At 49.5% G+C, this 25872-nt stretch carries 22 protein-coding genes and 2 riboswitches; of the genes, 5 read left to right on the top strand and 17 right to left on the bottom strand.

What is annotated here, in order from left to right:
• Positions 1-2: 2 nt before the first annotated feature.
• From ACOSVP_RS12080 to ACOSVP_RS12025, 12 genes are all read right to left on the bottom strand, one after another.
• The gene (locus ACOSVP_RS12080) at positions 3-698 is read right to left on the bottom strand and encodes a 3'-5' exonuclease (RefSeq protein WP_487347762.1); all 696 of its coding nucleotides are present in this window, start codon (positions 696-698) and stop codon (positions 3-5) included.
• Positions 699-707: 9 nt separating this feature from the next.
• Entirely contained in the window at positions 708-2561 is a 1854-nt protein-coding gene (locus ACOSVP_RS12075; protein WP_487347761.1) for a DUF294 nucleotidyltransferase-like domain-containing protein, read from the bottom strand.
• Between the two features lie 12 nt (positions 2562-2573).
• A complete protein-coding gene (locus ACOSVP_RS12070; protein ID WP_487347760.1) occupies positions 2574-3137 on the bottom strand; it encodes a TMEM165/GDT1 family protein in 564 nt (187 codons plus the stop codon).
• Positions 3138-3220: 83 nt separating this feature from the next.
• Positions 3221-3318, bottom strand: a riboswitch (yybP-ykoY riboswitch).
• 89 nt (positions 3319-3407) lie between these two features.
• On the bottom strand, positions 3408-4994 hold the full coding sequence (locus ACOSVP_RS12065) for a BCCT family transporter (protein WP_487347759.1): 1587 nt from the start codon (positions 4992-4994) through the stop codon (positions 3408-3410).
• A 278-nt stretch (positions 4995-5272) separates the two neighbouring features.
• Positions 5273-6442, bottom strand: a complete 1170-nt coding sequence (gene hemW / locus ACOSVP_RS12060) for a radical SAM family heme chaperone HemW (RefSeq protein ID WP_487347758.1) — start codon at positions 6440-6442, stop codon at positions 5273-5275.
• A complete protein-coding gene (rdgB, locus tag ACOSVP_RS12055; protein WP_487347757.1) occupies positions 6439-7044 on the bottom strand; it encodes an RdgB/HAM1 family non-canonical purine NTP pyrophosphatase in 606 nt (201 codons plus the stop codon). The genes hemW and rdgB overlap by 4 nt, the downstream gene beginning before the upstream one ends.
• A gap of 10 nt (positions 7045-7054) precedes the next feature.
• The gene (locus ACOSVP_RS12050) at positions 7055-7486 is read right to left on the bottom strand and encodes a DUF4426 domain-containing protein (protein WP_487347756.1); all 432 of its coding nucleotides are present in this window, start codon (positions 7484-7486) and stop codon (positions 7055-7057) included.
• A gap of 15 nt (positions 7487-7501) precedes the next feature.
• Positions 7502-8092, bottom strand: a complete 591-nt coding sequence (metW, locus tag ACOSVP_RS12045; protein WP_487347755.1) for a methionine biosynthesis protein MetW — start codon at positions 8090-8092, stop codon at positions 7502-7504.
• The gene (metX, locus tag ACOSVP_RS12040) at positions 8093-9250 is read right to left on the bottom strand and encodes a homoserine O-succinyltransferase MetX (RefSeq protein WP_487347754.1); all 1158 of its coding nucleotides are present in this window, start codon (positions 9248-9250) and stop codon (positions 8093-8095) included. It abuts the gene before it with no gap.
• 163 nt (positions 9251-9413) lie between these two features.
• Positions 9414-11300 (bottom strand): methyl-accepting chemotaxis protein, encoded by a 1887-nt coding sequence (locus ACOSVP_RS12035; RefSeq protein ID WP_487347753.1) that lies wholly within the window; start codon positions 11298-11300, stop codon positions 9414-9416.
• An 81-nt stretch (positions 11301-11381) separates the two neighbouring features.
• The gene (gene rsmD / locus ACOSVP_RS12030) at positions 11382-11987 is read right to left on the bottom strand and encodes a 16S rRNA (guanine(966)-N(2))-methyltransferase RsmD (protein WP_487347752.1); all 606 of its coding nucleotides are present in this window, start codon (positions 11985-11987) and stop codon (positions 11382-11384) included.
• A complete protein-coding gene (locus tag ACOSVP_RS12025) occupies positions 11984-13267 on the bottom strand; it encodes a hypothetical protein (protein WP_487347751.1) in 1284 nt (427 codons plus the stop codon). Before ACOSVP_RS12025 ends, rsmD begins: the two co-directional genes overlap by 4 nt.
• A 179-nt stretch (positions 13268-13446) precedes the next feature.
• Between ACOSVP_RS12025 and ftsY the strand changes: the two genes are divergently transcribed.
• From ftsY to rpoH, 4 genes are all read left to right on the top strand, one after another.
• Positions 13447-14775 carry a signal recognition particle-docking protein FtsY gene (ftsY, locus tag ACOSVP_RS12020; protein ID WP_487347750.1) on the top strand — a complete coding sequence of 443 codons (1329 nt, stop codon included), beginning with the start codon at positions 13447-13449 and terminating at the stop codon, positions 14773-14775.
• Between the two features lie 38 nt (positions 14776-14813).
• The gene (gene ftsE, locus ACOSVP_RS12015) at positions 14814-15485 is read left to right on the top strand and encodes a cell division ATP-binding protein FtsE (RefSeq protein WP_487347749.1); all 672 of its coding nucleotides are present in this window, start codon (positions 14814-14816) and stop codon (positions 15483-15485) included.
• Positions 15486-16514, top strand: a complete 1029-nt coding sequence (gene ftsX, locus ACOSVP_RS12010) for a permease-like cell division protein FtsX (RefSeq protein ID WP_487347748.1) — start codon at positions 15486-15488, stop codon at positions 16512-16514.
• A gap of 129 nt (positions 16515-16643) precedes the next feature.
• The gene (gene rpoH, locus ACOSVP_RS12005; protein ID WP_487347747.1) at positions 16644-17510 is read left to right on the top strand and encodes an RNA polymerase sigma factor RpoH; all 867 of its coding nucleotides are present in this window, start codon (positions 16644-16646) and stop codon (positions 17508-17510) included.
• Positions 17511-17843: 333 nt separating this feature from the next.
• Here the strand turns inward: rpoH and ACOSVP_RS12000 are convergent, their stop codons facing one another.
• The 5 genes from ACOSVP_RS12000 to metK form a co-directional block, all read right to left on the bottom strand.
• A complete protein-coding gene (locus ACOSVP_RS12000) occupies positions 17844-18707 on the bottom strand; it encodes an energy transducer TonB (RefSeq protein ID WP_487347746.1) in 864 nt (287 codons plus the stop codon).
• A 9-nt stretch (positions 18708-18716) separates the two neighbouring features.
• Entirely contained in the window at positions 18717-19670 is a 954-nt protein-coding gene (gshB, locus tag ACOSVP_RS11995) for a glutathione synthase (protein ID WP_487347745.1), read from the bottom strand.
• 164 nt (positions 19671-19834) lie between these two features.
• Complete coding sequence (locus ACOSVP_RS11990; protein WP_487347744.1) at positions 19835-21373, bottom strand: TolC family outer membrane protein; 1539 nt, start codon at positions 21371-21373, stop codon at positions 19835-19837.
• 150 nt (positions 21374-21523) lie between these two features.
• Positions 21524-22255 (bottom strand): 16S rRNA (uracil(1498)-N(3))-methyltransferase, encoded by a 732-nt coding sequence (locus ACOSVP_RS11985; protein ID WP_487347743.1) that lies wholly within the window; start codon positions 22253-22255, stop codon positions 21524-21526.
• Between the two features lie 51 nt (positions 22256-22306).
• Positions 22307-23470: a methionine adenosyltransferase gene (gene metK / locus ACOSVP_RS11980; RefSeq protein ID WP_487347742.1), complete on the bottom strand. Its 1164-nt coding sequence runs from the start codon at positions 23468-23470 to the stop codon at positions 22307-22309.
• A 75-nt stretch (positions 23471-23545) separates the two neighbouring features.
• A riboswitch (SAM riboswitch) is annotated at positions 23546-23621 on the bottom strand.
• 211 nt (positions 23622-23832) lie between these two features.
• Here metK and tkt point away from each other — a divergent pair.
• The gene (tkt, locus tag ACOSVP_RS11975; protein WP_487347741.1) at positions 23833-25833 is read left to right on the top strand and encodes a transketolase; all 2001 of its coding nucleotides are present in this window, start codon (positions 23833-23835) and stop codon (positions 25831-25833) included.
• Positions 25834-25872: the final 39 nt, after the last annotated feature.

Below are 25872 nucleotides of genomic sequence, written 5' to 3'. Positions count from 1 at the left end.
CCTTAGCAGCAGTACTCAGAGGTAAGGTGCTCTTTCGTCAAATGATGGGCTGCCTGAGCCTGAAACAACTCGGCACAGGAAACCGCATCCATCAGTGCCTGATGAGCACGATAACGGGGCAAGTTATAACGTTGACGGCAGGCATCTAAGCGTAGCGAGGGCTGGCGTCCAAAGCGTTGCCACCAAGGCTTATGGATAATGTTGGCCTCAATCCCCATGGTGTCCAGCATCGGGAACATCAAAGGTTCACCAAAGTGTTTCATGGCCGCTTCATAAAGAAAAGGACGCTCGATGGCGGCGCAATGCACCACCACGATTTTACCGGCAATCGCTTCTAGGAAGTCATCCATCAAACTTGATAGACGCGGTGCGTCTTGGATTTCAGAGTGGGTAATCTCATGAATGGTGACCGACTCAGGTGTGAGCGGACCGTGCGGTTTCGTCAACCAGTAACGGGCGCTGTTTAAGCGAATCAGCTCCAGATTGAAGTCCACTAAACCAATGCTGATGACATCGTCTTTGCTAGGGTCAAGCCCTGTGGTTTCAATATCCAGTGAGACCAAGGGCGTATCTGCTAACGGTTTATCTAAGCCAGGGACACCTGCTTCATAAAATCGGCGCAAGGCAGGAGATTGACACTCCTGCGCGAGCTTGGCATAAGCTTCCTGCCAGTTTTCCGGTACGTTCTTCGGGGTCATGTACAACGGCTAGCCTTTTCCTGGGTATCGGTATTTTAGGAATTCCTGTTGACGAGAAACGATGTTGAAGGCATCACGCAGGTGACGACGTTCGAATTCGGACAAGGTCTCAGGGTTCACATTGTTGTTCGGTGAATCGCCATTCTCGATCTGATTCTTCTGGTTCTTGATGCGCACCATACCAATCATCTCAAGCGCTAGGATTAAGTCGCGAGCACGGCCGTCGGGCATCACGCCAGCTTCTTCAATGTCTTCTAATCGCTCAAAGGTATTCAGCTTGTTAGAACCTAGTGCTAGGGCATGCACGCGTACCAAGTCCGCAATTGGAGCAATACCACGAGACTTCAAGTTGAAGGTGCGTGATTGCTTACCTTCGCCATCCAATACGAATTGGCGGAAGAAGCCCAATGGTGGCGTGCGTTGGTTGGCGTTACGAGCCAGCGCTGACAAGAAACCTTTGTTGGCTTTCGCAAGTTCGCGGATATGGCTGTTTAGCTGGCGTGCAAGCGTCTTATCGCCGTAGATGCCACGTAAATCGAAGAAGATCGATACATGTAGCAGCGCTTCGGCTTTCGGCTTTTCAATCCACTCGGCGAAAGTATTCTTCCAATCCGATAGGCTTAGGCGCCAGCGTGGGTTCATTGCCATGATGTCACCAGTACACAGTGGGTAACCACAGCGATCTAGGTTCTTACAGACGTAATCACTCAACTCGCGGAAGTAATCACCGTGGATGGCTTTATCGTAACTGTCATGCAAGATCAGCGCGTTGTCTTGGTCGGTGCTGATGATTTGCTCTTCCCGGGCCTGAGAACCAAGCGCTAGGAAACAGTAAGGAATCGGCGCAGGGCCGAATTCGCGTTCTGCCAACTGCAGCAAGCGTTTCACAAAGGCCACGCCAATGTGCGACATGGCGTTACCAATCATTTGCGTGTTGGCGTCGGCATTCACCAGTTGGGTAAAGACGTGGTCCATCTTCTTGCTGATTTGCACCAAGCCTTCCACGTCTTCTTGCTTGTAAATATCGCTGATGACGTACACTGAGCCATGGCTTTCACGCTGTACCAAGTCACCGGTACTGATCACCCCAACTGGGCGATCATTTTTCACTACCGGCAGGTGGTGAATGTTAGTGGCCATCATTTTCAGTACGGCTTCTGAGGCAAAGTCGCCAGCATCCACAGTCACTGGGTCTTGGGTCATGATCATATCGACGCGCACGTCTAGTGGCAGACCTTTGGCTACTACTCGGTTACGTAAATCGCGGTCGGTTAAAATCCCTACCAAGGCATCATTTTGTGTGATCAAAAGCGATGACACGCGCTCATTGGCCATGATGTTTGCAGCGGTTTTGATGTCCACATCATGGCTCGCGGTAATCGGTGGACGGCGCAGCAAGGAATGCACTGGGCAGGTCATCAAAGATAAATCTGAAGACTGATTGTCCATCGCTGTCTTCAGACGGACTTCTTTTGATAGCTCAAAGAAGTCAGAGAAAGAGTCGAACTCACTGTAAAATTGAATAAACCAACGTGCTGGAATGCGATACAGCAGGGTATCTTCCAATGCGCGCATAGTATGCGAAGAACGGCCGCCACGTAGCAGCGAAGAGGAGCCAAACACATCCCCTTCATGCATGCGACGTAGTAACTTGCCACTCTTGTTCTTTGTTTCAATCGCACCAGAGCGAATAAAAAATAAGTTATCGTTACGCGCTTCTGGCGCGATCGCCCATTCCCCGACTCGCAGGTATTGGATCTCGATATCTTTCACCATCTCTTGCAAGATAGGCTCATCTTTTAAGTCCGCAAATGGGGCGTACTCACACAGGGTATCCAAAATTTCTGAGAGTTCGACGTCCATAAGTGTCCTCGCTTAAACGGCAGGGTAGAGAATGGCTACTAATCCCATCACAACGAACAAAACACATGCCGCGATACGTGTTTTCTTGGGATCAATTCGTTGCATAAGCCATTGACCAGCGTATACAACAGGAACGTTAGCGATCAGCATACCAATCGTTGAGCCAACGGTTACCCATAGCACCGAATGATAGTTAGCAGCTAATAATACGGTAGCAATCTGGGTTTTGTCGCCCACTTCCGCAATGAAAAACAAGATAAATGTGGCGATAAACGCGCCAGACTTCATGAATTTACTGTCTTCGCTATCATCCTTATCCGGAATAAGGATCCATAGACCTACAGCAATAAAGCTAGCACCGATCAACCAGTTTAACCAAGCAGCAGGTACCCAGTTGGTAATCTGTACGCCAAACCACGCAGAGATTAAATGGTTAATGATGGTGGCGGCAATGATGCCAAGCACAATTTGGAACTTTGAGGAGAAACGCGCAGCAAGAAATAACGCTAAAAGCTGGGTTTTATCACCCATTTCAGCAAGAGCAACGGTGGTAATCGAAGTTAGGACGGCTTCCATTAGTTATATCCAACGGTGGGCGATTAAACATAAGACGAACGGCCTGTGCCCACCTGAGACAAGCGTACGTCTTAAGTCTCATCAATCCAAAGCTGGTAACTATGGACTCCTTTGCCATGAGCTTGAGGCTCAATTGTGTTGACAAAGGATCTTCATCAAAGAAGAAGATTACTCCCTTAAGAGGAGCGCCAGTATAAACCAAACTTTGTGACAAAAACAATAAAGGCGGGATAAGCCCGCCTTTAATACGCCCGATTGTCTCTAAATTTGCTACTTCACAAACTTAAGATCGGACTTCAGACCTTTGTACAGACCCAGACACATGATCAGCATCAGCAGGGTAAACGGTAAACCGATGGTAATCGCTGCCGCTTGAATGGCTGTTAGGGCTTCAGAGCCACCACCGACCAACAAGGCTACCGCAATGATACCTTCTAGAGTGGCCCAAAGAATACGCTGTGTGACTGGGGCATCGGTTTTACCGCCGGCCGTAATACCATCGATTACCAAGGAACCTGAGTCCGCCGAGGTTACGAAGAAGACCAATACCAATAGGATAGAGATCAACGAGATAATGGACGTCAGTGGTAGCTGCTCAAACATTTGGAACATGGCCAGAGACACTTCACTGATACCGCCCGCTAAAGCGCCAGTACCTTGCTGTACTTGCTCAATCGCTGAACCGCCGAAGATCGACATCCAGATCACAGAGATAATCGTAGGTACTAATAGCACGGCAATGATGAACTCACGTACCGTACGACCACGAGATACACGGGCGATAAACATACCGACGAATGGTGACCAGCTGATCCACCACGCCCAGTAGAATACAGTCCAGCCATGGTAGAAGGTTTGGTCATCACGACCGATCCAGTTACTTAGCGGGATAATGTTTTCTACGTAACCCACAAGCGTCATGCCCATCACGCCAAAGATGGCAGCGGTGTGGCCAACGATTAATACGAATGCGGCAAGCAACGCAGCAATGATCATATTAAGGTTGGATAGGATCTTCACGCCGCCTTCAAGACCACGTGCAACCGAGATCATAGTAATGCCTGTTACCACTGCAATCACAATGATTTGCGTGATTAGGGTATTTGGGATGCCAAATAGGAAGTTCAAACCACTGGTGGCTTGTTGTGCACCAAAACCAAGTGACGTTGCCAAACCAAAGATGGTGGCGATTACCGCTAGGATATCAACGAAGTGACCTAAAACCCCCCAAACACGCTCACCAAACAGCGGGTAGAAGGCAGAACGCATGGTTAGCGGTAGGCCTTTGTTGTAGGCAAAGAAAGCCAATGCTAAGGCAACCACAGCATAGATTGCCCAAGGGTGAAGACCCCAGTGGAACATGGTGGCTCCCATGGCCACGTAGTGCGCTTCTGGGGTGCGCGCTTCCACATTAAGTGGTGTGCCGTACCAACCTGTGTAGTAGGCCACTGGCTCAGCGACACTCCAGAACATCAAGCCGATACCCATACCAGCGGCAAACAGCATACAGAACCAAGCGTATGTCGAATGCTCTGGCTTGGCGTTGGTGCCGCCCAAACGGATTTTACCCATAGGTAGGAAAATGAGCGCCAAGCAGAATAAAACAAAGATGTTGCCGGCGATCATAAAGAACCAATCGAAGTTATCGATTGACCAGCCACGAGCGGTCATTAAGACGTCGCGGGCGTTTTCAGGAAAGGCAATAGAGCCGACGACGAATGCAAAAATAATGAAAGCAGTGATGCCAAACACAGGGTTATGCACATCTAATCCGAGAAATTGTACGTTATCTTGGCCTACCTTGTAGTCCGTTAAGTACTCTTCTCGACCCGTTGCAGAGGGTCGTCCTTTGTTCATCTTGTTTCTCCCAAATGATCTTCGGTGGTAACAATTGGAATGAAGGCCGTGTGTCGGCTTAGGAAAAACACAACTTCTATCAGCAGCCATTCCAATTATCGCGCACGATTTGCGAAGCTTAATAAGAGGCAAATCGTATATTTTTATTATGTGCTCAAAGGATTGAGCTTATGGCTTCGGAATTCGCCATGACTTACGTCAAAAGAGACGCAGATGTCATGACGACCGCGAGAATGGCAGTTCATTAATTAGATGTCAAACAATTGTAAGGCCGGTGCTTACTCATCCAGGAAGAGCTCAAGCAGCTCATTAAGAAACAATTTACCTTTGTCACTGGTGCTTACAATGCCATTTAGCCAGGCGCGATTATCCAGTAAACCAAGTTTGACTGCTTGCTCACAAGCGTCATTAAGGCTCATCGGAACAGCACGATAGGCGTAGGTTTCGTAGTCTTTTAGGGCAAAATCCTCGAACAGTCGCAAACGGTTCATCATGAACTCTAGAGGCAGATCTTCGGCTTCTATTGCTTCTTTAATAGACAGTGCCTGAGGTAGGTTATTAAGGTAATGATTGGGGTGACGAGTCTTTCGTGTACGAAATATTTCCCCATTTTTTAACGTGATTTTGCCATGAGCGCCAGCGCCAATACCGAGATAATCGCCAAAACGCCAGTAGTTTAAATTGTGCTGTGCCTGACGACCTTGCTTGGCATTGGCAGAGATTTCGTACTGGTGGTAACCACTCTGTTCCAGCAGGGCAAGACCTTCGTCTTGGATATTCCAAAGGGTGTTGTCTTCCGGCAATGTCGGTGGGCGACGGTAAAATTCGGTGTTGGGCTCGATGGTTAATTGATACCAAGACAGGTGCTCTGGGTTCAACGCAATGGCCAGTTTTAGATCTTCTAAAGCCATTTCCACGCTCTGATCCGGCAAACCATGCATCAAGTCTAGGTTGATATTGTCAAAGCCTGCTAGACGAGACTTATCCACAGCGGCGATCGCTTCTTCGCGATTGTGGATTCTTCCTAGGGTTTTCAACAGGTTTGGCTGAAAACTTTGGATGCCAATCGACAAACGGTTAATGCCCGCTTGGCGAAAATGGGCGAATTTGTCCTGCTCAAAAGTACCAGGGTTGGCTTCCATGGTGATTTCAGCGTTGTCGACCCAGTTGAGTTTGTCGCGCAGGCGATCAAACAACTGATAGTAGAAATCGGCACTCATTAAGCTTGGCGTGCCGCCACCAATAAACGCCGTTTGAATCGGGCGGTCGGCGACAAACGGCAGATCTACTTCCAAATCAGCGATCAGCTGATCAAGGTAGGCTTGCTCGGGCAGCTTGCCGTGCTCTTCAAAGCGATCCGCTTGGTGCGAGTTAAAGTCACAGTATGGACACTTACGTACACACCAAGGTACATGGATATAGAGGCTTAAAGGCGGCAATTGGTTCATAGCATGTGACGGGCTTTAAACGCCTCAACCAGTTCCGCAAGCGCTTTGGCACGATGGCTCAGCTGGTTTTTGACTTCTTTGGGCAAGCTTGCCGAGCTGCAGCCTTTTTCTGGTACAAAGAAAATAGGGTCGTAGCCAAAGCCTTCAACGCCTTCAGCGGACTCCAGAATGCGGCCTTCCCATGAACCATGGGCAATGATGGGGGTGGGATCGTCTTTATGACGCATAAAGGCTAATACACAGTGGAAACGTGCCGTGCGCTGTGCTTCAGGTACACCGGCAAGCTTTTCTAGCAGCAATGCGTTGTTGGCTTCGTTATTGCCATGTTCGCCAGCAAAGCGTGCCGAGTAAATGCCAGGTGCGCCGTTTAAGTAATCCACTTCGATGCCAGAGTCGTCCGCCAGTGCTGGTAAGCCCGTTTCGGCACACGCATGGCGCGCTTTAAGGATGGCGTTTTCAACAAACGTCAGACCGGTTTCATCGGCGTCAGCCACTTGGAAGTCACCTTGTGGTTTCACTTCGAAGTTAAACTGGCTCAATAGGGCGTTAAATTCTTTGATCTTGCCGGCATTGTTACTAGCAAGCACTATGGTTTGGCTCATGGAAATACCTTTAGTCCACGTAAAAGTGGCGTTGGAAGTTCACGGTCATGGGGGCGCTGTCGGCGCTGGTTTTGGCTTCGACCGTGAATTTTAAAATGTCGTCATCGGTTTTCGTGAAGGGGGCGAGGTAGTAAATCGAGTCACCTTCTTCGATGGTAATAAACGTTAGCGGCACAATTTGCCCCAACAGGTTGGTTACCTGAGCGGAGACCATGGCGCGCTGAGATTGTGGCAATTCGCCTGCGGCTTGGGTAGTGACCGCAACGTTTAGCAATGCCTGACCCTTAGTGCGGGTCAGGCCATAGTGATGGGCAATATCCGGTGTTAGAAAAGTGGATTCAAAGGTGTTGTAGTGCAGCTGATACTGACCAAACTGCGTGATTTGATCGGCCTGCACGGCGGACATCATTAAAGTGGCAACAACACCCATTAACCATTTCATAACCTAACTCCTAGTTTAGCGACTGACTTTAAAAATGGCAGTCTCGCTAAATAGGTTAGGCATTAGACGAGTCCACCAGTGATCGCGTAATTGTCCGTCAACCGCCGCCCAACGTTGTACTTTTAAGCCTTTTGCCTGACATAGGTCGCGAAAATCGCTAAAGGTACAGAAGTGGATGTTCGGCGTGTCATACCAGTTGTATGGCAGGAACTCAGACACGGGCATATGGCCCTTGATGCCTAAGTGTAGACGGTTACGCCAATGACCGAAGTTCGGGAAAGTGATAATGGCTTCTTTGCCGATACGTAGCATTTCGTCCAGCAACAAGTCAGGGCGACGGAACTGCTGTAGCGCATGGGCCATAATGACCACGTCGAAACCTTGCTCATCAAAGTTTTTCAGGCCTTGGTCAATGTCCTGTTCCAGCACTGGGATGCCTTTCTCAATACACTGAGTGATGTTATCTGCATCAATTTCCAGACCGTAGCCTGTCACCTGCTTATGTTCATGTAAGTACTCAAGCAGAGCACCGTTACCACAACCAAGGTCTAGTACACGAGAGTTTGCTGCGACCCAGTCGCTGATTAATTCAAGATCCGCGCGCATTTAGGCATTCTCCTTCGGGATACGTTTACTCACTCGGCTTAAGAAGCCACGCAATGCGGCCATGTAACGCGGCAGAGGGAATAGGAAGGCATCGTGGCCTTCAATCGCTTCAATCTTGGTGTAGCTCACGTGTTTGCCAGAGCGCACCAATGCATCGACGATTTCTTCACTGCGCTCCGGCGAAAAACGCCAGTCAGTGGTAAAGGACACCACAAGGAATTCACATTGCGCCTTACTAAGCACCTTGGCTAAATCGCCACCTTCGCGCGCTGCGGGATCAAAGTAGTCCAACGCCTTGGTCATCAACATGTAGGTGTTGGCATCAAAACGTTTAGTGAAGGCTTCCCCTTGGTAGCGCAGGTAGCTTTCCACTTCAAATTCGACTTCGTAGTTGTACTGGTAGGTGTCATGGCGCATTTGACGACCGAACTTATTGCCCATGGAGTCATCGGACAAGTAAGTAATGTGGCCCAACATGCGTGCTAGGCCCAAACCATTGCGTGGAATGGTGTCATGGGCTTGATAGTTGCCATCAAAGAACTCCGGATCACGACGAATTGACTGACGTGCGACCTCGTTGAAGGCAATGTTCTGCGTCGACAGCTTCGGCGCCGAGGCAATGATCGCGGCGGCTGACAGGCGTTCTGGGTAGCGCACACTCCACTCCAGTACCTGCATACCACCAAGGCTGCCACCGACGATGGCTGCAAATTTCTTGATGCCGAATCGATCCGCCAGACGCGCTTGGGTCTCGACCCAATCTTCGACCGTGACCATTGGAAACTCTGCGCCCCAGACCTTGCCGGTTTCTGGGTTCACCGTGGTTGGCCCAGTACTGCCATTACAACCACCTAGGTTGTTCAAGCTGATCACAAAGTAAACGTTAGTATCAATCGGTTTGCCTGGTCCAATCGCTGTGTCCCACCAACCTGGCTTTTTGTCGTCCATTGAATGGTAGCCGGCCGCATGATGGTCACCACTTAAAGCATGACAAATTAAGATGGCGTTGCTGGCATCAGCGTTCAGTTGGCCATAGGTTTCATAGACCAGCTGATAGGTCGGCAGTGTCTGCCCACAAGCGAGCACTAATGGTGTATCGAATTGTGCTACCTGTGGCGTAACAAGTCCCACAGAATCGACAGGAATGGTATCCGGCATAGGTTGTGCGTTTCCTGATGAAAGTAAGCGAAATACCGCGCGTTCGGCGGCCTATAGAATTCTTTTTAAACGGAGGCACAGTCTAGCGGTTGCGCCAAAGCGCATCAAGAGAATGGCGGTAAACCCGACCACAAGAAAGCGTGGTCGGGTTGTTTTAGGCATGTTATTGCAGGGTGAAAACGCGGGTTTTGTCCGCCAGCGTGCTGGCCATGTCGTGAATCTGGTGGGCACTGTTCACAATGCGTTCGATAGAATGGCTGTCTTCGCTCAATTGCTGGGCGATTTGATCCATTTCCGTACTCATCTGAATCGCGGTGCTGGCTACATCTTGGATCGACGCCGCCATATGATCCGAAGCTTGGGAGCTGGTTTGTGCATTGTTCTCGATCATGCGAATGGCTTCTTCCGCTTCGCCGCCGTTTTGCTCAATCACGCGTAAGCGCTCTTGGCCTTGCTCCATACTACTGATGGCCATCTGCGTTGAGTTTTGAATGGTGCCGACGATGTCGGTGATTTTCGAGGTGGCATCGACGGTTTTCTCCGCCAACGAACGTACTTCATCGGCGACCACAGAGAAGCCACGACCGGCTTCACCAGCACGGGCTGCTTCAATCGCCGCGTTCAAGGCCAGCAGGTTGGTTTGATTGGCCAAGTCATTGATCATGCCAATGACATTATCGATATCAGAGGATAAACGGCCCAGTTCATCTAGCTGTTGGCCGGTTAAGTTCACCGCATCAACAGTGCCTTTCAGGTTATCCAACACCACGCGAATGGTTTTCGCACCGGCTTTCGCGGATTGGTAAGTCTCATTGGAGTGCTCACGTAGCTCATCTGTGGTGCTCGACAAATTAGTGATGCGTCCCGAAATATCATCGGTTGCCACGGCTAAAGAGCTGGTACGCTGCGTCACCGAGCGGTTGTTGTCCGCGATATTGCTGATAGCGCCGTTTAAATCGTTGATCATATGGCTCACATTTGAAGTGGTGTTAACCACTTCAGATAACACATTGCCTAAACCGCCAGTCATCTCGTTCAAAGACTTGCTCAAGGCATCAAATTCATCGTTACGCTTGCGGTTGATCGATGCTTTGGCAGTCATGTCGCCTTCTTTCACCTTAGTCAGGTCGGCAATGACCTGCATCAGTGTATTGCGTGCACTACGGCCAATGCTCACCATCAGTAGGATTGAGGCGATGGCCACGGCAATGCTGACAGCGATTAAGGTGTATAGAGACTGATTCGATTGCTGGTCAGCGATGGCTTCTGCTTGCTCAACAATGCCTTCGATCTGTGCGGCTAACTTTATTTGGCCATCGGTAAAAGCCAGTTTCTGCGAGTCAAAGGTAGCTTCACTCTGTTGCAGGGCGTTAAAAGCGGGGCCGTAGGCCAACAAACTATCGTAGTAATCGGTCACGATTGGGCCAATACTGTCTTTAAAACCAAAGTCATTCACTTTGGCATTGAAACGTTCGAAGCTTGCATCCAGTTCAGCTAGCACCTCAGGACTTGGGTCACTTAAATAGGTGGCTTCAAATTTACGTACCGTGACGAAGTCACGACGCAATAGGCTTAAGCGTTCAATGCCCGTCGCAATTTCACCGCCTAGTTGGGTGATTTTGCCTTTTAGCCCCGATTGGTTATCAAAGCCAATAGTATTGCGCTGACTCGCCAGAGCTAAGAGGGCATCGGCGTAATACACCAATGAATCACGTGCACTTTGTAAACTGGTTTTTAACCCTGCATGTTCAGACGCATTGATATTTGCGTCGAGAATTTTCAGATCTTTGTCTTTCTGCTGTGCCAGATTGTTTTGGTAAGCCGAGTAGTTGGCTTCGTTTAGGTTGCGCAGCTGGTCTGCCGCTTCCAAAATGTCTAGGCTGATTCGGTCGACGCTAGAGCCGATGTCGCCATAGGTACGCAATTGCTGGTTAGCATTTTGCTGGGCGTTCATTCCATGAATTGCCACCCAGGTAACTAAGATAAAGCCGACGATGGCACAAGCTAATAACAACATCAGCTTGGCCCGGAAGGACAGGTTGTTCAACATACAGCACCCTCAACCATTTATTTACAGATTTGTGCAAAAATAGAGCATTAGAGGGTTAATATGCAAGTATCGTGCACGTTTTTATGTATGATTTTTGTTCGCCATTTGATAAAGGGCGTAGGTCAGTTGGCCGGCGCGCTTTTCTTTGATTAATTGCCAATCTTCAGGCAGGCAGTCTAAGCTCGCTTCGCTTTCTCTTTCGATATAAATATAGCCATTGGGTTTTAGCCAACTGTCTGAAATCATTGGGATAACTTGTTCTAGGAAGCCTTTGCGAAACGGCGGGTCGAGAAAGATCACATCAAACGCATGTGGGGTGCCCCGTAAGAAGGATAAGGCATCATTATTGACGACGGTACCGTCTTGGGAGTGCAGGGTCGCTAAGTTCTGTTTGATCTGTTGCGCCACATTGCGATTAAGCTCAACAAAGGTGCAGTCTTTTGCACCGCGAGAGAGCGCTTCAAACCCTAATGCACCAGAACCGCTAAATAGGTCCAAGCAGCTCGCTCCAGGGATGTCGAAGTTGAGCCAGTTAAACACTGTCTCACGCACCCGATCGGTGGTCGGGCGCAAGCCTTCAATGTCTAGAATCGGCAGCTGGCGTGAACGCCATTCGCCACCGATAATACGTAGCTTTGACGAGGGTTTGCCGCCGGCTTTAGGCGTACGCGGGTTGGTCTTTCTCATAGTTTTATCAATACTTCTTGGCGCGACGTTGGGATCAGGAGTTGATCGATCCGTTGTTGGTATTGCTCTATTGTAAAAGAGTTCGCGGTGTCACTGTAGCGCTTTGCGAAATCTTCTAGGCTCAAGGGAGCTTTGGGTAAGGCGACACTGCTGCCGATGGCACGCCACCAGCTGGGGTTCTGGCTTAAGCTTTCTAGCTGCGTTAACAGCTGTTGTTTCAGATCATTAAAGGCTGCTTTGTCTTGATAGCTCGGCAAGCTATTGGCAGCGATCCAGCTGGTTTGCGGCTGAGTTTCTGTGGCGGCATTTTGTAGTACCGCTTGCGGAACCTGCAATTGCCAGGTGACAAAGGCTTGCGGCGGTGCCAAATGCAATTGCCATTGCCCTGTTTGACTATTTAGTTGCTGCTTCTGTGCCGCCAAGGAATCTTTGGCCCAGATTTGCAGGGCCAGCCAATCTTCCACCGATGTGAGGGGATTGAGGCCAATGGCGCCGTACATGGCTTTGAGTGTTTCAGTTCCTAATTCAGACGTGGCGGACTGACTGGCCAGGGATTGTGCTAATGTGCCAGAGGTTGGGGACATAGATTGGGTAATCTGTTGCAGTCCCTGTGCTAATTGTTGCTGTGCGATATCGTCCAGCGCGCCGCTGATCAGAATGTGTGACACCCGTTGCTTAAGCGCTACGAAATGTTGGCCCAGTTGTTCAACGCTCAGATCGGGAGTCGTTGTGACGGCGTTGGTGGATGGAAACAGTTGTAACATCAACTGCTGTTGCCCGAGATCTTGATTGGCAAGGTTTTCACGACGACGTAGCGCATTAGGTTTAAATTGGGTTTGGCTAAGCCAGGTATCCACTAGCGTCAAGGTTGCACTTAAAAACTGCGGGCGATTGCTAAAGGTGATATTGATCTGCTGTTGCTGAGGGGAATACGAAGTGTTTACCTGAGCGGCAATTGGTGCCAAACGCTGGTTAATGGTGGCGGTGCTAAGCGGTAGTGTGGGACCGGTTAACAGTGACAGCGTGGCCTCAGTCAGAAAGGCGTCTGCAGGAGCGCCGTTTAATACGATTGCCAATTCGACCTTATCACTGCCTTGCCACGCTTCTTGGTGCAACCAATACACCGGAATGCCGTTGGCGGTTTGCCAGCTTTCAATCTTTGGCGTAGCGAGTTCGGTTCTTGGGCTGGTGAGGTTGAGTAACCAAACCGCCAAAGTCGACAATACAATAATAACCGCTAATACAGGGCGGCTAAATAACGGCTTATCGCGATTAAACATGGTAAATGTCGCTTAATGAATGAGATAAGGTGCATTTTTCCACGAAAGTGGGGCTTTTTGCCAATGGGAATGATGCTAAAATCAGCGTTTTTAACGCACCTACGCCCAGCCTGGCTCAGCCAAATTGGCGCGTCGCGACTCAGTTACCCCTCCATTGGGATCAATTTAGAGAGATGTGAATGGAATTTGTAGATCAAATTATCGCTTATTTAACGCCGTACTTCGGTGAATATGCCCGCTTTGCACCGATTGGTTTAGGTGTGTTGTTGGCCATCATTGCCTTCTTTATCAAGCGTGCTGTGATGAAGAGTATGGATGCTGACATTAAGGCGGCGAAGCAAAAGCCAGTTGAGCAAGATAAAACTGAGCAACCGGACATAGTCGAGCCAGAGGTTGAGTCCGAAGTTGAGCCTGAGTCGGCGCCGGTGCAAGCCAAAGCTGATAGCACGCCACAAACAGAGCAACCTGAGCCAGTCAAACCTGCTCCAGCCGTGGAAGTAAAACAAGTCGTTAAAGCCGAGCTCGCTGCGCAACCTGAGTCTAAGCCAGCTCCTAAAGCAGAAGCGCCTGCAGAACCGACGCCAGCGCCAGCCCTTTCTTGGTCGCAGCGTATCAAGGCGGGTCTTGCTCGTACTCGTGGTGGATTTGGCCTGTCGGCACTGTTGATGGGCAGTAAAAAGATCGATGACGATCTTTTAGAGGATCTTGAAACTCAGCTGTTGATGGCGGACGTGGGGGTAGATGCCACCCAATCGCTGATCAATACCCTAACGGAAAAACTAAATCGCAAAGAATTGAAAGACACGGATGCTTTGATGAAAACCCTAAAGGGTGAGTTAAAAGACATCTTAGTCAATTCGGAAGAGCCGCTCGATCCAGTCGCGAAAGAAGGTCCGTTCGTTATCTTAATGGTAGGTGTTAACGGTGTCGGTAAAACTACCACCATTGGTAAGCTAGCGAAGAAATACCAAGCCGAAGGCAAGAGCGTGATGTTGGCTGCGGGGGATACCTTCCGTGCAGCCGCGGTAGAACAGTTGCAAGTCTGGGGTGAGCGTAACAAGGTCCCTGTGGTGGCGCAGCACACCGGCGCGGATTCCGCTTCTGTGATTTACGATGCTATCGAATCAGCCAAATCACGTGGCGTTGATATTGTCATTGCCGACACCGCTGGTCGTCTACAAAACAAAGCCAACCTGATGGCCGAGCTTGAAAAAGTCGTGCGCGTAATGAAGAAGCTAGACGTTGACGCGCCCCATGAAGTCATGTTGGTATTAGATGCGGCGACGGGTCAAAACGCCTTGAGCCAAGCCAAACTGTTTACCGAAGCCGTGGGCGTATCGGGTATTACGCTAACCAAACTAGATGGTACGGCCAAGGGCGGTATTATCTTTGCGATTGCTAAACAGTTCGGTTTGCCGATCCGCTACATCGGTGTCGGTGAGCAAGCGGATGATCTACGACCATTTAAGTCCCAGGAGTTTGTTGACGCTTTATTTGATAGTGAGTAACAGGTAGATTAAAGCAGTCAACAACAGAGGATGTCGGCGTGGAAATTGAGTTTCAGCGAGTTGGTAAAAAATACGAGAGCGGACACGATGCCCTGTCACAGGTGAGCTTTCACCTGCGTCAAGGGGAAATGGCGTTTCTCACTGGTCACTCAGGGGCTGGTAAAAGTACCTTGATGAAACTCATTATGATGATTGAGCGTCAAACCACCGGCCAAATCCTAGTCGATGGTGTGGACTTACGCACCTTGGGTAAACACGCCATTCCTTATCACCGCCGCCGTGTTGGCGTAGTGTTCCAGAATCACCAATTGCTGTTTGACCGTAGTGTCTTTCATAACGTGGCTTTACCACTGCAAGTGAGTGGCGCTGATGATGATCAAACCGGTAAACGAGTGCGTGCTGCTCTGGATAAAGTCGGGCTATTGGGTAAAGAAAAACTCAACCCAATGGCGCTGTCTGGCGGTGAGCAGCAACGTATTGGTATCGCCCGTGCCGTGGTCAACAAACCACAGTTATTGTTGGCCGACGAGCCGACCGGTAACTTGGACCCACGCTTGTCTGCCGAGATCATGAATCTGTTCCAAGAGTTTAATCGTGTCGGTGTCACCGTGTTGGTGGCGAGTCACGACTTGGCTTTGGTGGCGCGTATGCGTCATCGCGTCTTAACCTTGAATCAAGGTCGCATGGTTAATGATGGGGGATTTGCTTAAATGGCAAGACCTCCTCAATCTCCGCCACCACGACCGTCTCAGCGTGGTGCGACGCGTCAAACTCACACGAGTCAGCAAAAAGCAGCATGGCGAGCAGAAGGCTTTGATTTCAAACTGTACTTGCGCCAGCACCAAGCCTTTCTGATAGAAAGCTTTACGCGTTTAATCGGCCATCCATTGGCCAGCATTATGACCATCATGGTGATTGCGATTTCGTTATCGCTACCGGGTGGTTTATTTGTTTTGCTGAAAAACGTGCAATCGGTGACCGATCGCTGGGAACAGCAGTCGGTTATTTCTTTGTACTTATTCCCTAGCTTGGAAGATACCGAAGCCCTTTCCCTGTCGCATCAGCTATCGAGTCGTGCCGATGTGGCAACGGTGGAGTACATCTCTAAGGAAGAAGGTCTGCGTTACTTTGAGCAATCCAGTGGTTATGAGCAGATCATGTCGACCTTGCCGGAAAACCCGCTACCGATTGTATTAAAGGTGATTCCAAAAGCCATTGTCGACCTAAATACCTTGCCTGAGTTGCAGGCCTTGCGCGATCAGCTACAAAGTTTGCCGCAGGTGGAGCAAGCCCAACTGGATGCTGAATGGCTTCAGCGCTTGGCGACCATGATTAGCTTCGGTGAGCGTTTTGTCTATGCGATCTCGGCATTGTTGGTCATCGCGGTACTCTTGATTGTCGGTAACACCATCCGTATGGCGGTAGAAAGCCGTCGCGATGAGGTATTAGTGATGAAGCTGGTGGGCGCCACCAACAGCTATATTCGTCGACCATTCCTGTATATGGGCTTTTGGTTTGGTATCCTAGGTGGCCTGTTCGCCAGTGTTTGTATCCTGATTTTATCTTGGTGGGTGAGCACACCGGCAGAGCGTTTAGTGGAGCTCTACCATGCGGGATTTGAACTACAAAGTTTTAGTGCAGTCGAAATTATTATATGTTTAACTATCAGTGCGGTGATTGGCGTGGTCGGCTCTTGGGTCGCTGTTAGCCGTCATATTCGCAATATAGAATTACAGTAATTGGGGAAGAAAACGCACGTCAGAGTTGACGAATCTCGGTAAATTCTCCTCATTTACCGCACACACAGTGCGAACATTGTTGCTACTATTTGCTCATACTCAGTATGAACACGAAGAGGTGAAATAGAAATGGGTAAAGCTCTCCAGCCAATTGACATGATGACTCCAGGACAAAATCTTGAGTCGTATGTTCAGGCCGTTAGTACCATTCCAATTTTGTCAGCGGAAGAGGAAAACGAGCTAGCAGAACGTCTTTACTATCAAGGTGATCTTGAAGCGGCACGTTCGTTGGTTATGTCTCATCTGCGTTTTGTCGTACATATTGCGAAAAGCTACTCGGGTTACGGCTTGAACCAAGGCGACCTTATCCAAGAGGGTAACGTTGGTCTGATGAAAGCGGTTAAGCGTTTTAACCCAGAAGTAGGTGTACGCTTGGTGTCTTTTGCTGTGCATTGGATCAAAGCGGAGATTCACGAGTTCATTCTGAAGAACTGGCGTATCGTTAAAGTGGCGACTACCAAAGCGCAACGTAAAATGTTCTTCAACCTTCGTAGTGCGAAGAAAAGCCTGACTTGGTTAAGCAACTCTGAGGTTGAGTCGGTTGCCAGCGATCTTGGTGTGACGCCAGAAGTGGTGCGCCAAATGGAAGGTCGTATGAGCTCCACTGATATGGCGTTTGACGCGGGCAGTGATGACGACGATGACAATGCTTTCCAAGCGCCTGCGAACTTCCTTGAAGACTCTAGCTACGACCCTGCGTTGGTGCTTGAGCACGGTAACTGGGAAGCAGATTCTAACCGTCGCCTTGAAAGTGCCATGATGGACTTAGACGATCGTAGCCGTGATATCTTGATCAAGCGTTGGTTGAACGAAGACAAAGCGACTTTGCATGACCTAGCCGATGAATACGGCGTTTCGGCAGAGCGTATTCGCCAGCTTGAAAAGAACGCCATGAAGAAAATTCGACTGGCCATGGGCGAAGCGGAATTCCACTAAGCGCTCATACCACCAAATACTTAAAAAGCCCTCCATCGTGAGGGCTTTTTTGTATTTGGGTGATAAGGATCTCTGCAATCCAATTTGCTTGCGCATGTCTCGCCTCGTGCCTCGGCACCGACGCGTCAGCACAAATCGGACGCAGAGATCCTTTTTAAAAGTATATCAGCAAGCGTTATTAGAGTGATGCACAGCGTCTAATTTGCGCTGTCGGGTTGAGGAACGAAACTGTCGCAAGCAAATTGGATTGCTGTGTTGAGCTCATCTGAAATACTCAGGGCACCTTAGGTGTGGCGAGTATGTGGACTAGTAAAGCAATGAGCTAAAGAAAGCTTACTGGCTACGCAGCTGGTCGCCCGGTACAAACTGCCAGGTGCGGATGATTTCCAGCTGGTCGACTTCTTTTTTCAGCTCAGTAGGGAAGACATCGAAAGGTTCGGCGAGGCGCACGATACGCATGGCGGCGTCGTCTAATACGCGAATGCCGGAAGAGTGCAACACTTCAATACTGTCCACATAGCCATTGGGCATAATGGAAACCGCCAAACGCAACTGGCCATAAAGATGGTTTTGCTTGGCTTCAGACGGGTAGTGGATATTACCGATACGTTCAATTTTGCGCCGCCAATCATCAAGGTATTTGGCATCGATCGCAGATTTCGCGGACACAGATGTTAAGCGGCGAATGCGTGGGCGCTTGGCGTAGGATTGACGTTGTTGATCGAGTAAGGCTTCTAGGGTGGCAATGTCGCTGGATAAGCGGCTTGGTACTTGGGTTTTACCGAGGAATTGCTCTTCTAGGGTTTTGTTTTGTTGTTCGGGATCGTCAAGTACGCGGAATACATCGCTTTGATTGCGGCTGGCGATTAACTCAGGATCTTTGACCGGTTCAGCGGAAGCCAATTCGGGTTGTACCGGCGGGGTGATGTCTTGGATCTCATCGGCGCGAAACTGGGCAGTTTCAGTGGTAGTGAGCTTCTGTTTACGTAGCTCAGTGCCGCTGGCTTGCTGGTTGGCTTGCGCAATAAAATCGGCTTCTTTTGGGGCTTCGGACTGGTGCTGTACCAAGGTCACTTCGAGCGCTTTTCTAGGTGCGGCCTGTCCCATGGAAAAGTCAAAATTCACCAAAGTTAGCGCCACCAAATGCAAACTGATGGCGATAAATAGGGTGATAGAAAAGCGGTCGATCGTGCGCATGAAAGTCGATTAGCGAGCGTTTAAGCGGGCTTCAATCGAATCCATTAAGGTCATACCGATATTTAAGCCGAATTGCTCGTCTAGTTGACGGATACAGGTTGGGCTGGTGACGTTAATTTCTGTTAGGTAGTCGCCGATGACATCTAAACCAACAAACATCAGATCTTTTTCTTTTAGGGTTGGGATCACCTGATCACAAATCCAAAGTTCACGATCCGTCAGGGCGCGACCTTCACCACGGCCGCCAGCGGCTAGGTTGCCACGGGTTTCACCGGATGCCGGAATACGTGATAGGCCGTAAGGGATTGGCTGACCGTCAACAATCAAGATACGCTTATCGCCGTCTTTGATTTCAGGGATGTATTTTTGCGCCATGATCTGCATCGCACCCATTTCGGTGAGGGTTTCGATGATGACGCTGACGTTGGCGTCATCTTCTTTGACGCGGAAGATAGAGCTGCCACCCATGCCATCCAGCGGTTTAAAGATCACATCTTTATGCTCTTTATGGAAGGCTTTCAACAGGTCGGCACGACGCGTTACTAAGACTTCTGGGCAGCACTGCGGGAATTGCGTGGCGAACAGTTTCTCGTTGCACTCAAGCAAGGCTTTAGGGTTGTTAACCACCATGGCGCCGTCACGCTGGGCCTGATCCAAAATCATAGTGGTGTGCATAAATGGGATGTTGAATGGTGGATCCTTGCGCATCAACACCACATCCAAGTCGCCCATAGCGATGACTTCTTCTGCACCTAGATCGTAAAAATGCTCTGGGTTTCTATGTACTGCCAATGGTTTGGCGATCGCAAACGCTTTACCTCGGTCTAGATACAGGTCTTTTTGCTCCATGTAGTACAAAGACCAACCTTTGTCTGCGGCGGCCCAAAGCATGGCTAGTGACGAGTCTTTCTTATAGTTAATGGATGAGATGGGATCCATTACAATGCCGAGTTTAATGGTCATGGTGTACGCTTCCTGTTACGGCGCATAGGCGTCAAAAGGCCTAGCTTAAAAATACAAAGATAGGGAAGAGTATAAGGACTCAAGACAGGAAAGATAAGGGTTGCAGTGAGAAAATATCGGTTAAGGGATTGCGGCACAGCAAGGGCTGTGCCGCAACTAGAGAATTACCAGCCGCCGGTACTTCCCTTGGTTTCATTTGCATCAATAAAGATAACGCTGCCTTCGCTACCAGATTGAGATGGGATCTGGTAACTACCGCTTGGCGAAGCGCTTGATGCTGGTGCATAGCCATTAGAGGATGCGCCATTTGCTGCTTGCGTTTCTAGTGGGCTCGCTGGCAATACTGGCTGTGCGACTGGCTCAGTACGCTCTCTTGGTAGTAGCGTTTGCTCACCGCTTAGGTCTTCAGGTTGGTAAATGCGTAGGGCACGCATTAGCTCGCCCTTACTGTTCAATAGGCGGAACTCGGCGTACAGCTCGTCAAAATCCGCATTCACGTAGTCTTGGCGTGCTTCAAATAACTCGTTTTCACTGTCCAATACGTCCAATAGTGTACGTCGGCCCAAGTTAAATTGTTGCGCGTACGCTACTTGCGATTCTTTGGTTGCCGTTACGTATTGTTGTAGGTAAGACTTCGAACCTAGAGACGCTTCGTAAGAGGCCCATGCTAGACGAGCAGTCAACTCGGCTTCACGCGTGGTATTGCGATGGATCTCAGACGCTTGTACGTTTTGTTGGATCGCCGCACGGTGAGTACGTTTATCGGCGCCACCGTTGTACAGGTTGTAGTTCATACGCAACATGGCAATCAGGTCTTCGTCATCACCTTCACGGCCATCGATGTTGTTGTCCCATGAGCGTTCTACTACGAAGTTAACTTGCGGGTAGTAGTTAGACTTGGTCTGATTGACATAATGCTCAGTAGCTTCAACATCCCAACGTGCTGAGTCAATTGCTGGGTTCTTCTCAACCGCTTGCTTCACCGCTTCCTCTAAATTAGTGGGCAGCATGGAGCGATCCGCTTCTGGGTAAATCATTTCTTCTGGTGGCATTTCGCCGACTACGTTGACGTAAGCGGCTTCGGCTGCACGCAGGTTATCCAGTGCCGAAAGGCGGTTGGCTTCCGCTTTTGCTAAACGTGCCGAGATTTGGCTGAAATCAGACTGACGTCCAACGCCTGACTGACTGGCGGTACGAATCTGTTGATAGATACGGCTGTGTGTCTCAAGGTTAGAAATGGCCAGTTGGTAAAGCTCGCGATTACGTAATACGTCAGTGTATGCCTCGGAGACTTCTAACGCTTTGTTTTCGATTTGAATCAGCGCATTCCAGCGGTTGGCTTCTGCTTCGGCGTGTAAACGTTTAACGTCGTAAGTGGTATTAAAGCCGTTAAAGATCGGTTGCGTCAGTGATAGGGTCAGCTCACGGCGCGTCAACTCGACATCTTCGCCCGTGCCTTGGTAGTCGTAAGTTCGCTCACGACCAATACCCGCACTTAGGTCAACAGAAGGGTAAAAGCCGTTACGACGAGACACCTCAGTGTTCTCTACGCTTTCACGGAAGAGGGCAATCGCTTGTCGAATTCGCGGGTTGTTTTCAACAGCTTGGTATGTTGCTTCTTCCAGTGTGATGCCTAGCGCTGGCAGAGCACAAAATGAAGTTGCTAAAGCAATCGCGCTAGCAACGAATGTACGTTGGAACATGGGCTTCACCTAATATGTAAAGGATCTTGTAAAAGCTTAGTCTAGTTTTTGCAGAAATTATGCGTTTATGCGGCAGTTTTAAAAAACGAATAAATTCTTTAACAAGATATTAGTGTTACGCCCTAAATTGGATGTAACAAAGCGTAAACATTAAATATCGCCCCAAAGTAAATTTAGTGCAGTTAACGCCACAATTGGGGCGGTTTCCGTACGCAAGACCCTTGGTCCTAGGGCAATAGCAGCAAAGCCTTGTGCTTCGGCATGGGCTACTTCTGCTTCTGAAAGACCGCCTTCTGGGCCGATCAAGAGTGCAACTTGCTGATTATTAGGCTGTTTAAACTCATTTAGCGGACGAGCACTGTGATGATGTAAAGTCAGCTTTAACATATCGTTACATTCTTTTACCCAATCCTCTAATTCAATCGGGAAACAGACCTCTGGTACCACGCCGCGGCCGGATTGCTCAGCGGCGCTGATGGCCACCTGCTGCCAATGCTGCACACGTTTCTCTAAGCGAGCGTCATTAAGGCGTACTTCACAGCGCTCACTGAACAATGGCTGGATTTTATACACCCCAGATTCCACCGCTTTTTGTATGGCGTAATCCATACGCTCGCCACGAGAGATCGATTGACCAATGGTCACTAGAAGGGGGGATTCGTTGTGTAATTCGACAAAGTCTTCCACGGCGATTTGTGCGCTGCGCTTTTCTACGTTGACCAATTTGGCGTGGTACTGACCACCTTGGCCGTTAAACAGAATGATGGGGTGATCTTCTTTTAGGCGCAGTACTTTGCAGCAGTGCTGGAAAGCGCCGTCAGGCAGATCAAAGGTGGTGTGTTCAGCAAGTGGTAGATCGACGTGGATACGTGGAATGCGCATAAATAAAAAAGCCCTCTGTTGAGAGGGCTTTTATAACGGAAATCCGCGAAATTATAAACCGGCAGCTTTACGAAGCGCGTCCGCTTTATCGGTGCGTTCCCAAGTGAAGTTCGCTTCTTCACGACCAAAGTGACCGTAAGCCGCTGTTGGTAGGTAGATTGGGCGCTTAAGATCTAGCATCTTGATTAGACCCGCTGGACGCAGTTCGAAGTGCTCACGTACCAATTGCGTGATAAGCGCGTCGCTTACTTTACCAGTACCGAAAGTATTGATACTGATAGAAGTTGGTTCAGCGACACCGATTGCGTAAGACACTTGGATCTCACACTTGTCTGCAAGACCCGCTGCAACGATGTTTTTCGCTACGTAACGACCTGCGTACGCTGCAGAACGGTCTACTTTGGATGGATCTTTACCGGAGAAAGCACCACCACCGTGACGCGCCATACCGCCGTAGGTGTCTACGATGATCTTACGACCTGTTAGACCACAGTCACCCACTGGACCGCCAATGATGAACTGGCCAGTTGGGTTGATGAAGTATTTAGTGTCTTTCGATAGCCACTCTTCTGGAAGCACTGGCTTGATGATTTCTTCCATCACTGCTTCACGCAGGTCAGATTGCTTCACAGCTGCGCTGTGTTGAGTCGATAGAACGACGGCATCGATCGCGCATGGCTTGCCATTTTCGTCGTAGCGGAACGTTACTTGGCTCTTCGCATCTGGGCGCAGGAAGTCTAGGGTGCCGTTTTTACGAACTTCAGCTTGGCGTTGAACCAAGCGGTGTGAGTAAGTAATCGGAGCAGGCATCAGTACGTCTGTTTCGTTAGTCGCGAAACCGAACATTAGGCCTTGGTCACCAGCACCTTGCTCGTGATCGCCAGCTTCGTCAACACCCACTGCGATGTCTGCTGATTGCTTACCAATGGCATTAAGAACCGCACAAGATTCCCAGTCAAAGCCCATTTCTGAACTGTTGTAGCCGATTTCACGAACTACGCCACGGGCGATCTCTTCGATGTCGACCCACGCGTTCGTACGTACTTCACCTGCTACTAAAACCATGCCAGTTTTCACTAGGGTTTCACAGGCAACACGTGCTTCGGAGTCTTCTTTAAGGATGGCATCCAAGATCGCGTCGGATACTTGGTCTGCGATTTTATCTGGGTGACCTTCAGAAACAGATTCTGAGGTAAATAGAGAATATTCTGACATGTTTGTGCCTCTATCAATGTAACTCAAGAGCGCCAAACAGGCATAAAAAAACCCGCTTAGCTGATGGATTTGCTAAACAGGCTGTGCCGCTTCTGTTTAGCTGATTTTATATAGCGTCCGCAAGCCGAAACAAATCGACGCTGTGGCGCAAATAATGACGTAACAGCGACTAAAATTCAAGCAATTAAGTGGATTTGGTAGGGCGCGCAGGCGGCTTTTTTGCTATGATCCCTGCCATCTTTATGCAATTTCATTCTCTTTGCTCATTTATTGGGTGTGCGCAGCCTGACGCCGTTGCAAGTGCTAGGGTTAGCGTGGAGAATGAAGCGACATTTCGTACATTAACCAGGAGTGGATGATCAATGCCGTCTCGTAAACAACTTGCTAATGCTATTCGCGTACTCAGTATGGACGCGGTTCAAAAAGCAAAATCTGGACACCCAGGCGCCCCAATGGGCATGGCTGATATTGCTGAAGTGCTTTGGAATGACTTTCTAAAACACAACCCAACGGACGCTAAATGGGTTGACCGTGACCGTTTTATTCTTTCAAACGGCCATGGCTCTATGTTGATTTACTCTTTGCTACATCTTTCAGGCTACAACCTGTCAATGGAAGATTTGAAGCAATTCCGCCAACTGCACTCAAAAACTCCTGGTCACCCTGAGTATGGTTATACGGAAGGCGTTGAAACAACGACTGGTCCACTAGGTGCTGGTATCAGTAACGCGGTGGGTATGGCGATCGCTGAGAAAACCCTGGCGGCGCAATTCAACCGTGAAGGCCACAACGTGGTTGATCACAACACATACTGCTTCCTAGGCGACGGCTGTATGATGGAAGGTATCTCGCACGAGGCATGTTCTCTAGCAGGTACGCTTGGCCTAGGTAAATTGATCGCATTCTGGGATGACAACGGCATCTCAATCGATGGTCACGTTGAAGGCTGGTTCACTGACGACACGCCAAAACGTTTCGAATCTTACGGTTGGCACGTCATTGCTAACGTAGACGGTCACGATCCAGAAGCTATCAAAGCAGCCATTGAAGCGGCGAAAGCGGAAACGTCTAAGCCAACATTGATCTGTTGTAAAACCATCATCGGTTTTGGTTCACCAAACAAATCTGGTTCTCACGACTGTCACGGTGCACCACTAGGTGACGAAGAAATCGCCGCAGCACGTGAGTTCTTAGGTTGGTCTCATGCACCATTCGAAGTGCCTGCTGACGTTTACGAAGGTTGGGATGCAAAAGCCAAAGGTGCCGCAGCACAATCTGAGTGGGAAGCGAAGTTCGAAGCCTACCAAGCGGCTTACCCAGAGCTTGCAGCAGAATTTGAACGCCGAGTGATCAAAGGCGAATTGCCAGCAGACTTCACTGAAAAAGCGGCAGCTTACATCAAAGAGTGCCAAGAAAAAGGTGAAAACATCGCCAGCCGTAAAGCGTCTCAAAACGCGATCGGTTTCTTCGGTGCGATGCTACCTGAACTACTAGGCGGCTCAGCTGACCTTGCGGGTTCTAACTTAACCCTATGGTCTGGCTCGAAAGGCATTCAAGACGATCCTGCGGGTAACTACGTATTCTACGGTGTACGTGAGTTCGGTATGAGCGGCATCATGAACGGTGCGTCGCTACACGGCGGTTTCATCAACTACGGCGCGACCTTCATGATGTTCATGGAATACGCACGTAACGCGGTACGTATGTCGGCATTGATGGGCATTCAGAACATCTTCGTTTACACCCACGACTCCATCGGTCAAGGTGAAGATGGTCCAACGCACCAGCCAGTTGAACAGCTTGCTAACCTGCGTATGACACCAAACATGTCTGTATGGCGTCCAGCGGATGCAACCGAAACAGCGGTAGCTTGGGCTGCGGGTATCCAGCGTCGTTCTGGTCCTACTTCTCTAGTATTCAGCCGTCAAAACTTGCCAGCTCTTGCGCGTACCGAGGCTCAAGTTGCGGACATCGCTAAAGGTGCTTACGTACTGTCTGATTGCGAAGGCACACCAGAGCTAATCCTAATCGCGACCGGCTCTGAAGTGGCCCTAGCGCTAGATTCTGCGAAAGCGTTGTCTGAGAAAGGTACTAAAGTTCGTGTGGTTTCTATGCCGTCTACGGATGCCTTTGACGCACAAGACGCTGCGTACCAAGAATCTGTTCTACCAAGCAGCGTTACCAAGCGCGTTGCGATTGAAGCGGCGCACGTTGACTACTGGTACAAGTACGTTGGCTTTGGTGGTGCGATGGTCGGCATGCGTACCTTCGGTGAATCAGCACCGGGTGGTGACCTATTGAAACACTTCGGCTTCACGGTTGAAAACGTGGTAGCCACAGCAGAGAAACTGCTGAACGCCTAACGGCTTCACAACGAAAGAGGAGCTTCAGGCTCCTCTTTT

It is taken from the genome of Marinomonas sp. HM11-D (genome assembly GCF_057626615.1).
This window is presented reverse-complemented; position numbering and strand designations above follow the sequence as displayed.

Excerpts from the sequence above, each read along its gene's own strand:
- ACOSVP_RS12080 (WP_487347762.1), bottom strand. The coding sequence starts at position 698 with ATGACCCCGAAGAACGTACCGGAAAACTGGCAGGAAGCTTATGCCAAG.
- ACOSVP_RS12075 (WP_487347761.1), bottom strand. The coding sequence starts at position 2,561 with ATGGACGTCGAACTCTCAGAAATTTTGGATACCCTGTGTGAGTACGCC.
- ACOSVP_RS12070 (WP_487347760.1), bottom strand. The coding sequence starts at position 3,137 with ATGGAAGCCGTCCTAACTTCGATTACCACCGTTGCTCTTGCTGAAATG.
- ACOSVP_RS12065 (WP_487347759.1), bottom strand. The coding sequence starts at position 4,994 with ATGAACAAAGGACGACCCTCTGCAACGGGTCGAGAAGAGTACTTAACG.
- hemW (WP_487347758.1), bottom strand. The coding sequence starts at position 6,442 with ATGAACCAATTGCCGCCTTTAAGCCTCTATATCCATGTACCTTGGTGT.
- rdgB (WP_487347757.1), bottom strand. The coding sequence starts at position 7,044 with ATGAGCCAAACCATAGTGCTTGCTAGTAACAATGCCGGCAAGATCAAA.
- ACOSVP_RS12050 (WP_487347756.1), bottom strand. The coding sequence starts at position 7,486 with ATGAAATGGTTAATGGGTGTTGTTGCCACTTTAATGATGTCCGCCGTG.
- metW (WP_487347755.1), bottom strand. The coding sequence starts at position 8,092 with ATGCGCGCGGATCTTGAATTAATCAGCGACTGGGTCGCAGCAAACTCT.
- metX (WP_487347754.1), bottom strand. The coding sequence starts at position 9,250 with ATGCCGGATACCATTCCTGTCGATTCTGTGGGACTTGTTACGCCACAG.
- ACOSVP_RS12035 (WP_487347753.1), bottom strand. The coding sequence starts at position 11,300 with ATGTTGAACAACCTGTCCTTCCGGGCCAAGCTGATGTTGTTATTAGCT.
- rsmD (WP_487347752.1), bottom strand. The coding sequence starts at position 11,987 with ATGAGAAAGACCAACCCGCGTACGCCTAAAGCCGGCGGCAAACCCTCG.
- ACOSVP_RS12025 (WP_487347751.1), bottom strand. The coding sequence starts at position 13,267 with ATGTTTAATCGCGATAAGCCGTTATTTAGCCGCCCTGTATTAGCGGTT.
- ftsY (WP_487347750.1), top strand. The coding sequence starts at position 13,447 with ATGGAATTTGTAGATCAAATTATCGCTTATTTAACGCCGTACTTCGGT.
- ftsX (WP_487347748.1), top strand. The coding sequence starts at position 15,486 with ATGGCAAGACCTCCTCAATCTCCGCCACCACGACCGTCTCAGCGTGGT.
- rpoH (WP_487347747.1), top strand. The coding sequence starts at position 16,644 with ATGGGTAAAGCTCTCCAGCCAATTGACATGATGACTCCAGGACAAAAT.
- ACOSVP_RS12000 (WP_487347746.1), bottom strand. The coding sequence starts at position 18,707 with ATGCGCACGATCGACCGCTTTTCTATCACCCTATTTATCGCCATCAGT.
- gshB (WP_487347745.1), bottom strand. The coding sequence starts at position 19,670 with ATGACCATTAAACTCGGCATTGTAATGGATCCCATCTCATCCATTAAC.
- ACOSVP_RS11990 (WP_487347744.1), bottom strand. The coding sequence starts at position 21,373 with ATGTTCCAACGTACATTCGTTGCTAGCGCGATTGCTTTAGCAACTTCA.
- ACOSVP_RS11985 (WP_487347743.1), bottom strand. The coding sequence starts at position 22,255 with ATGCGCATTCCACGTATCCACGTCGATCTACCACTTGCTGAACACACC.
- metK (WP_487347742.1), bottom strand. The coding sequence starts at position 23,470 with ATGTCAGAATATTCTCTATTTACCTCAGAATCTGTTTCTGAAGGTCAC.
- tkt (WP_487347741.1), top strand. The coding sequence starts at position 23,833 with ATGCCGTCTCGTAAACAACTTGCTAATGCTATTCGCGTACTCAGTATG.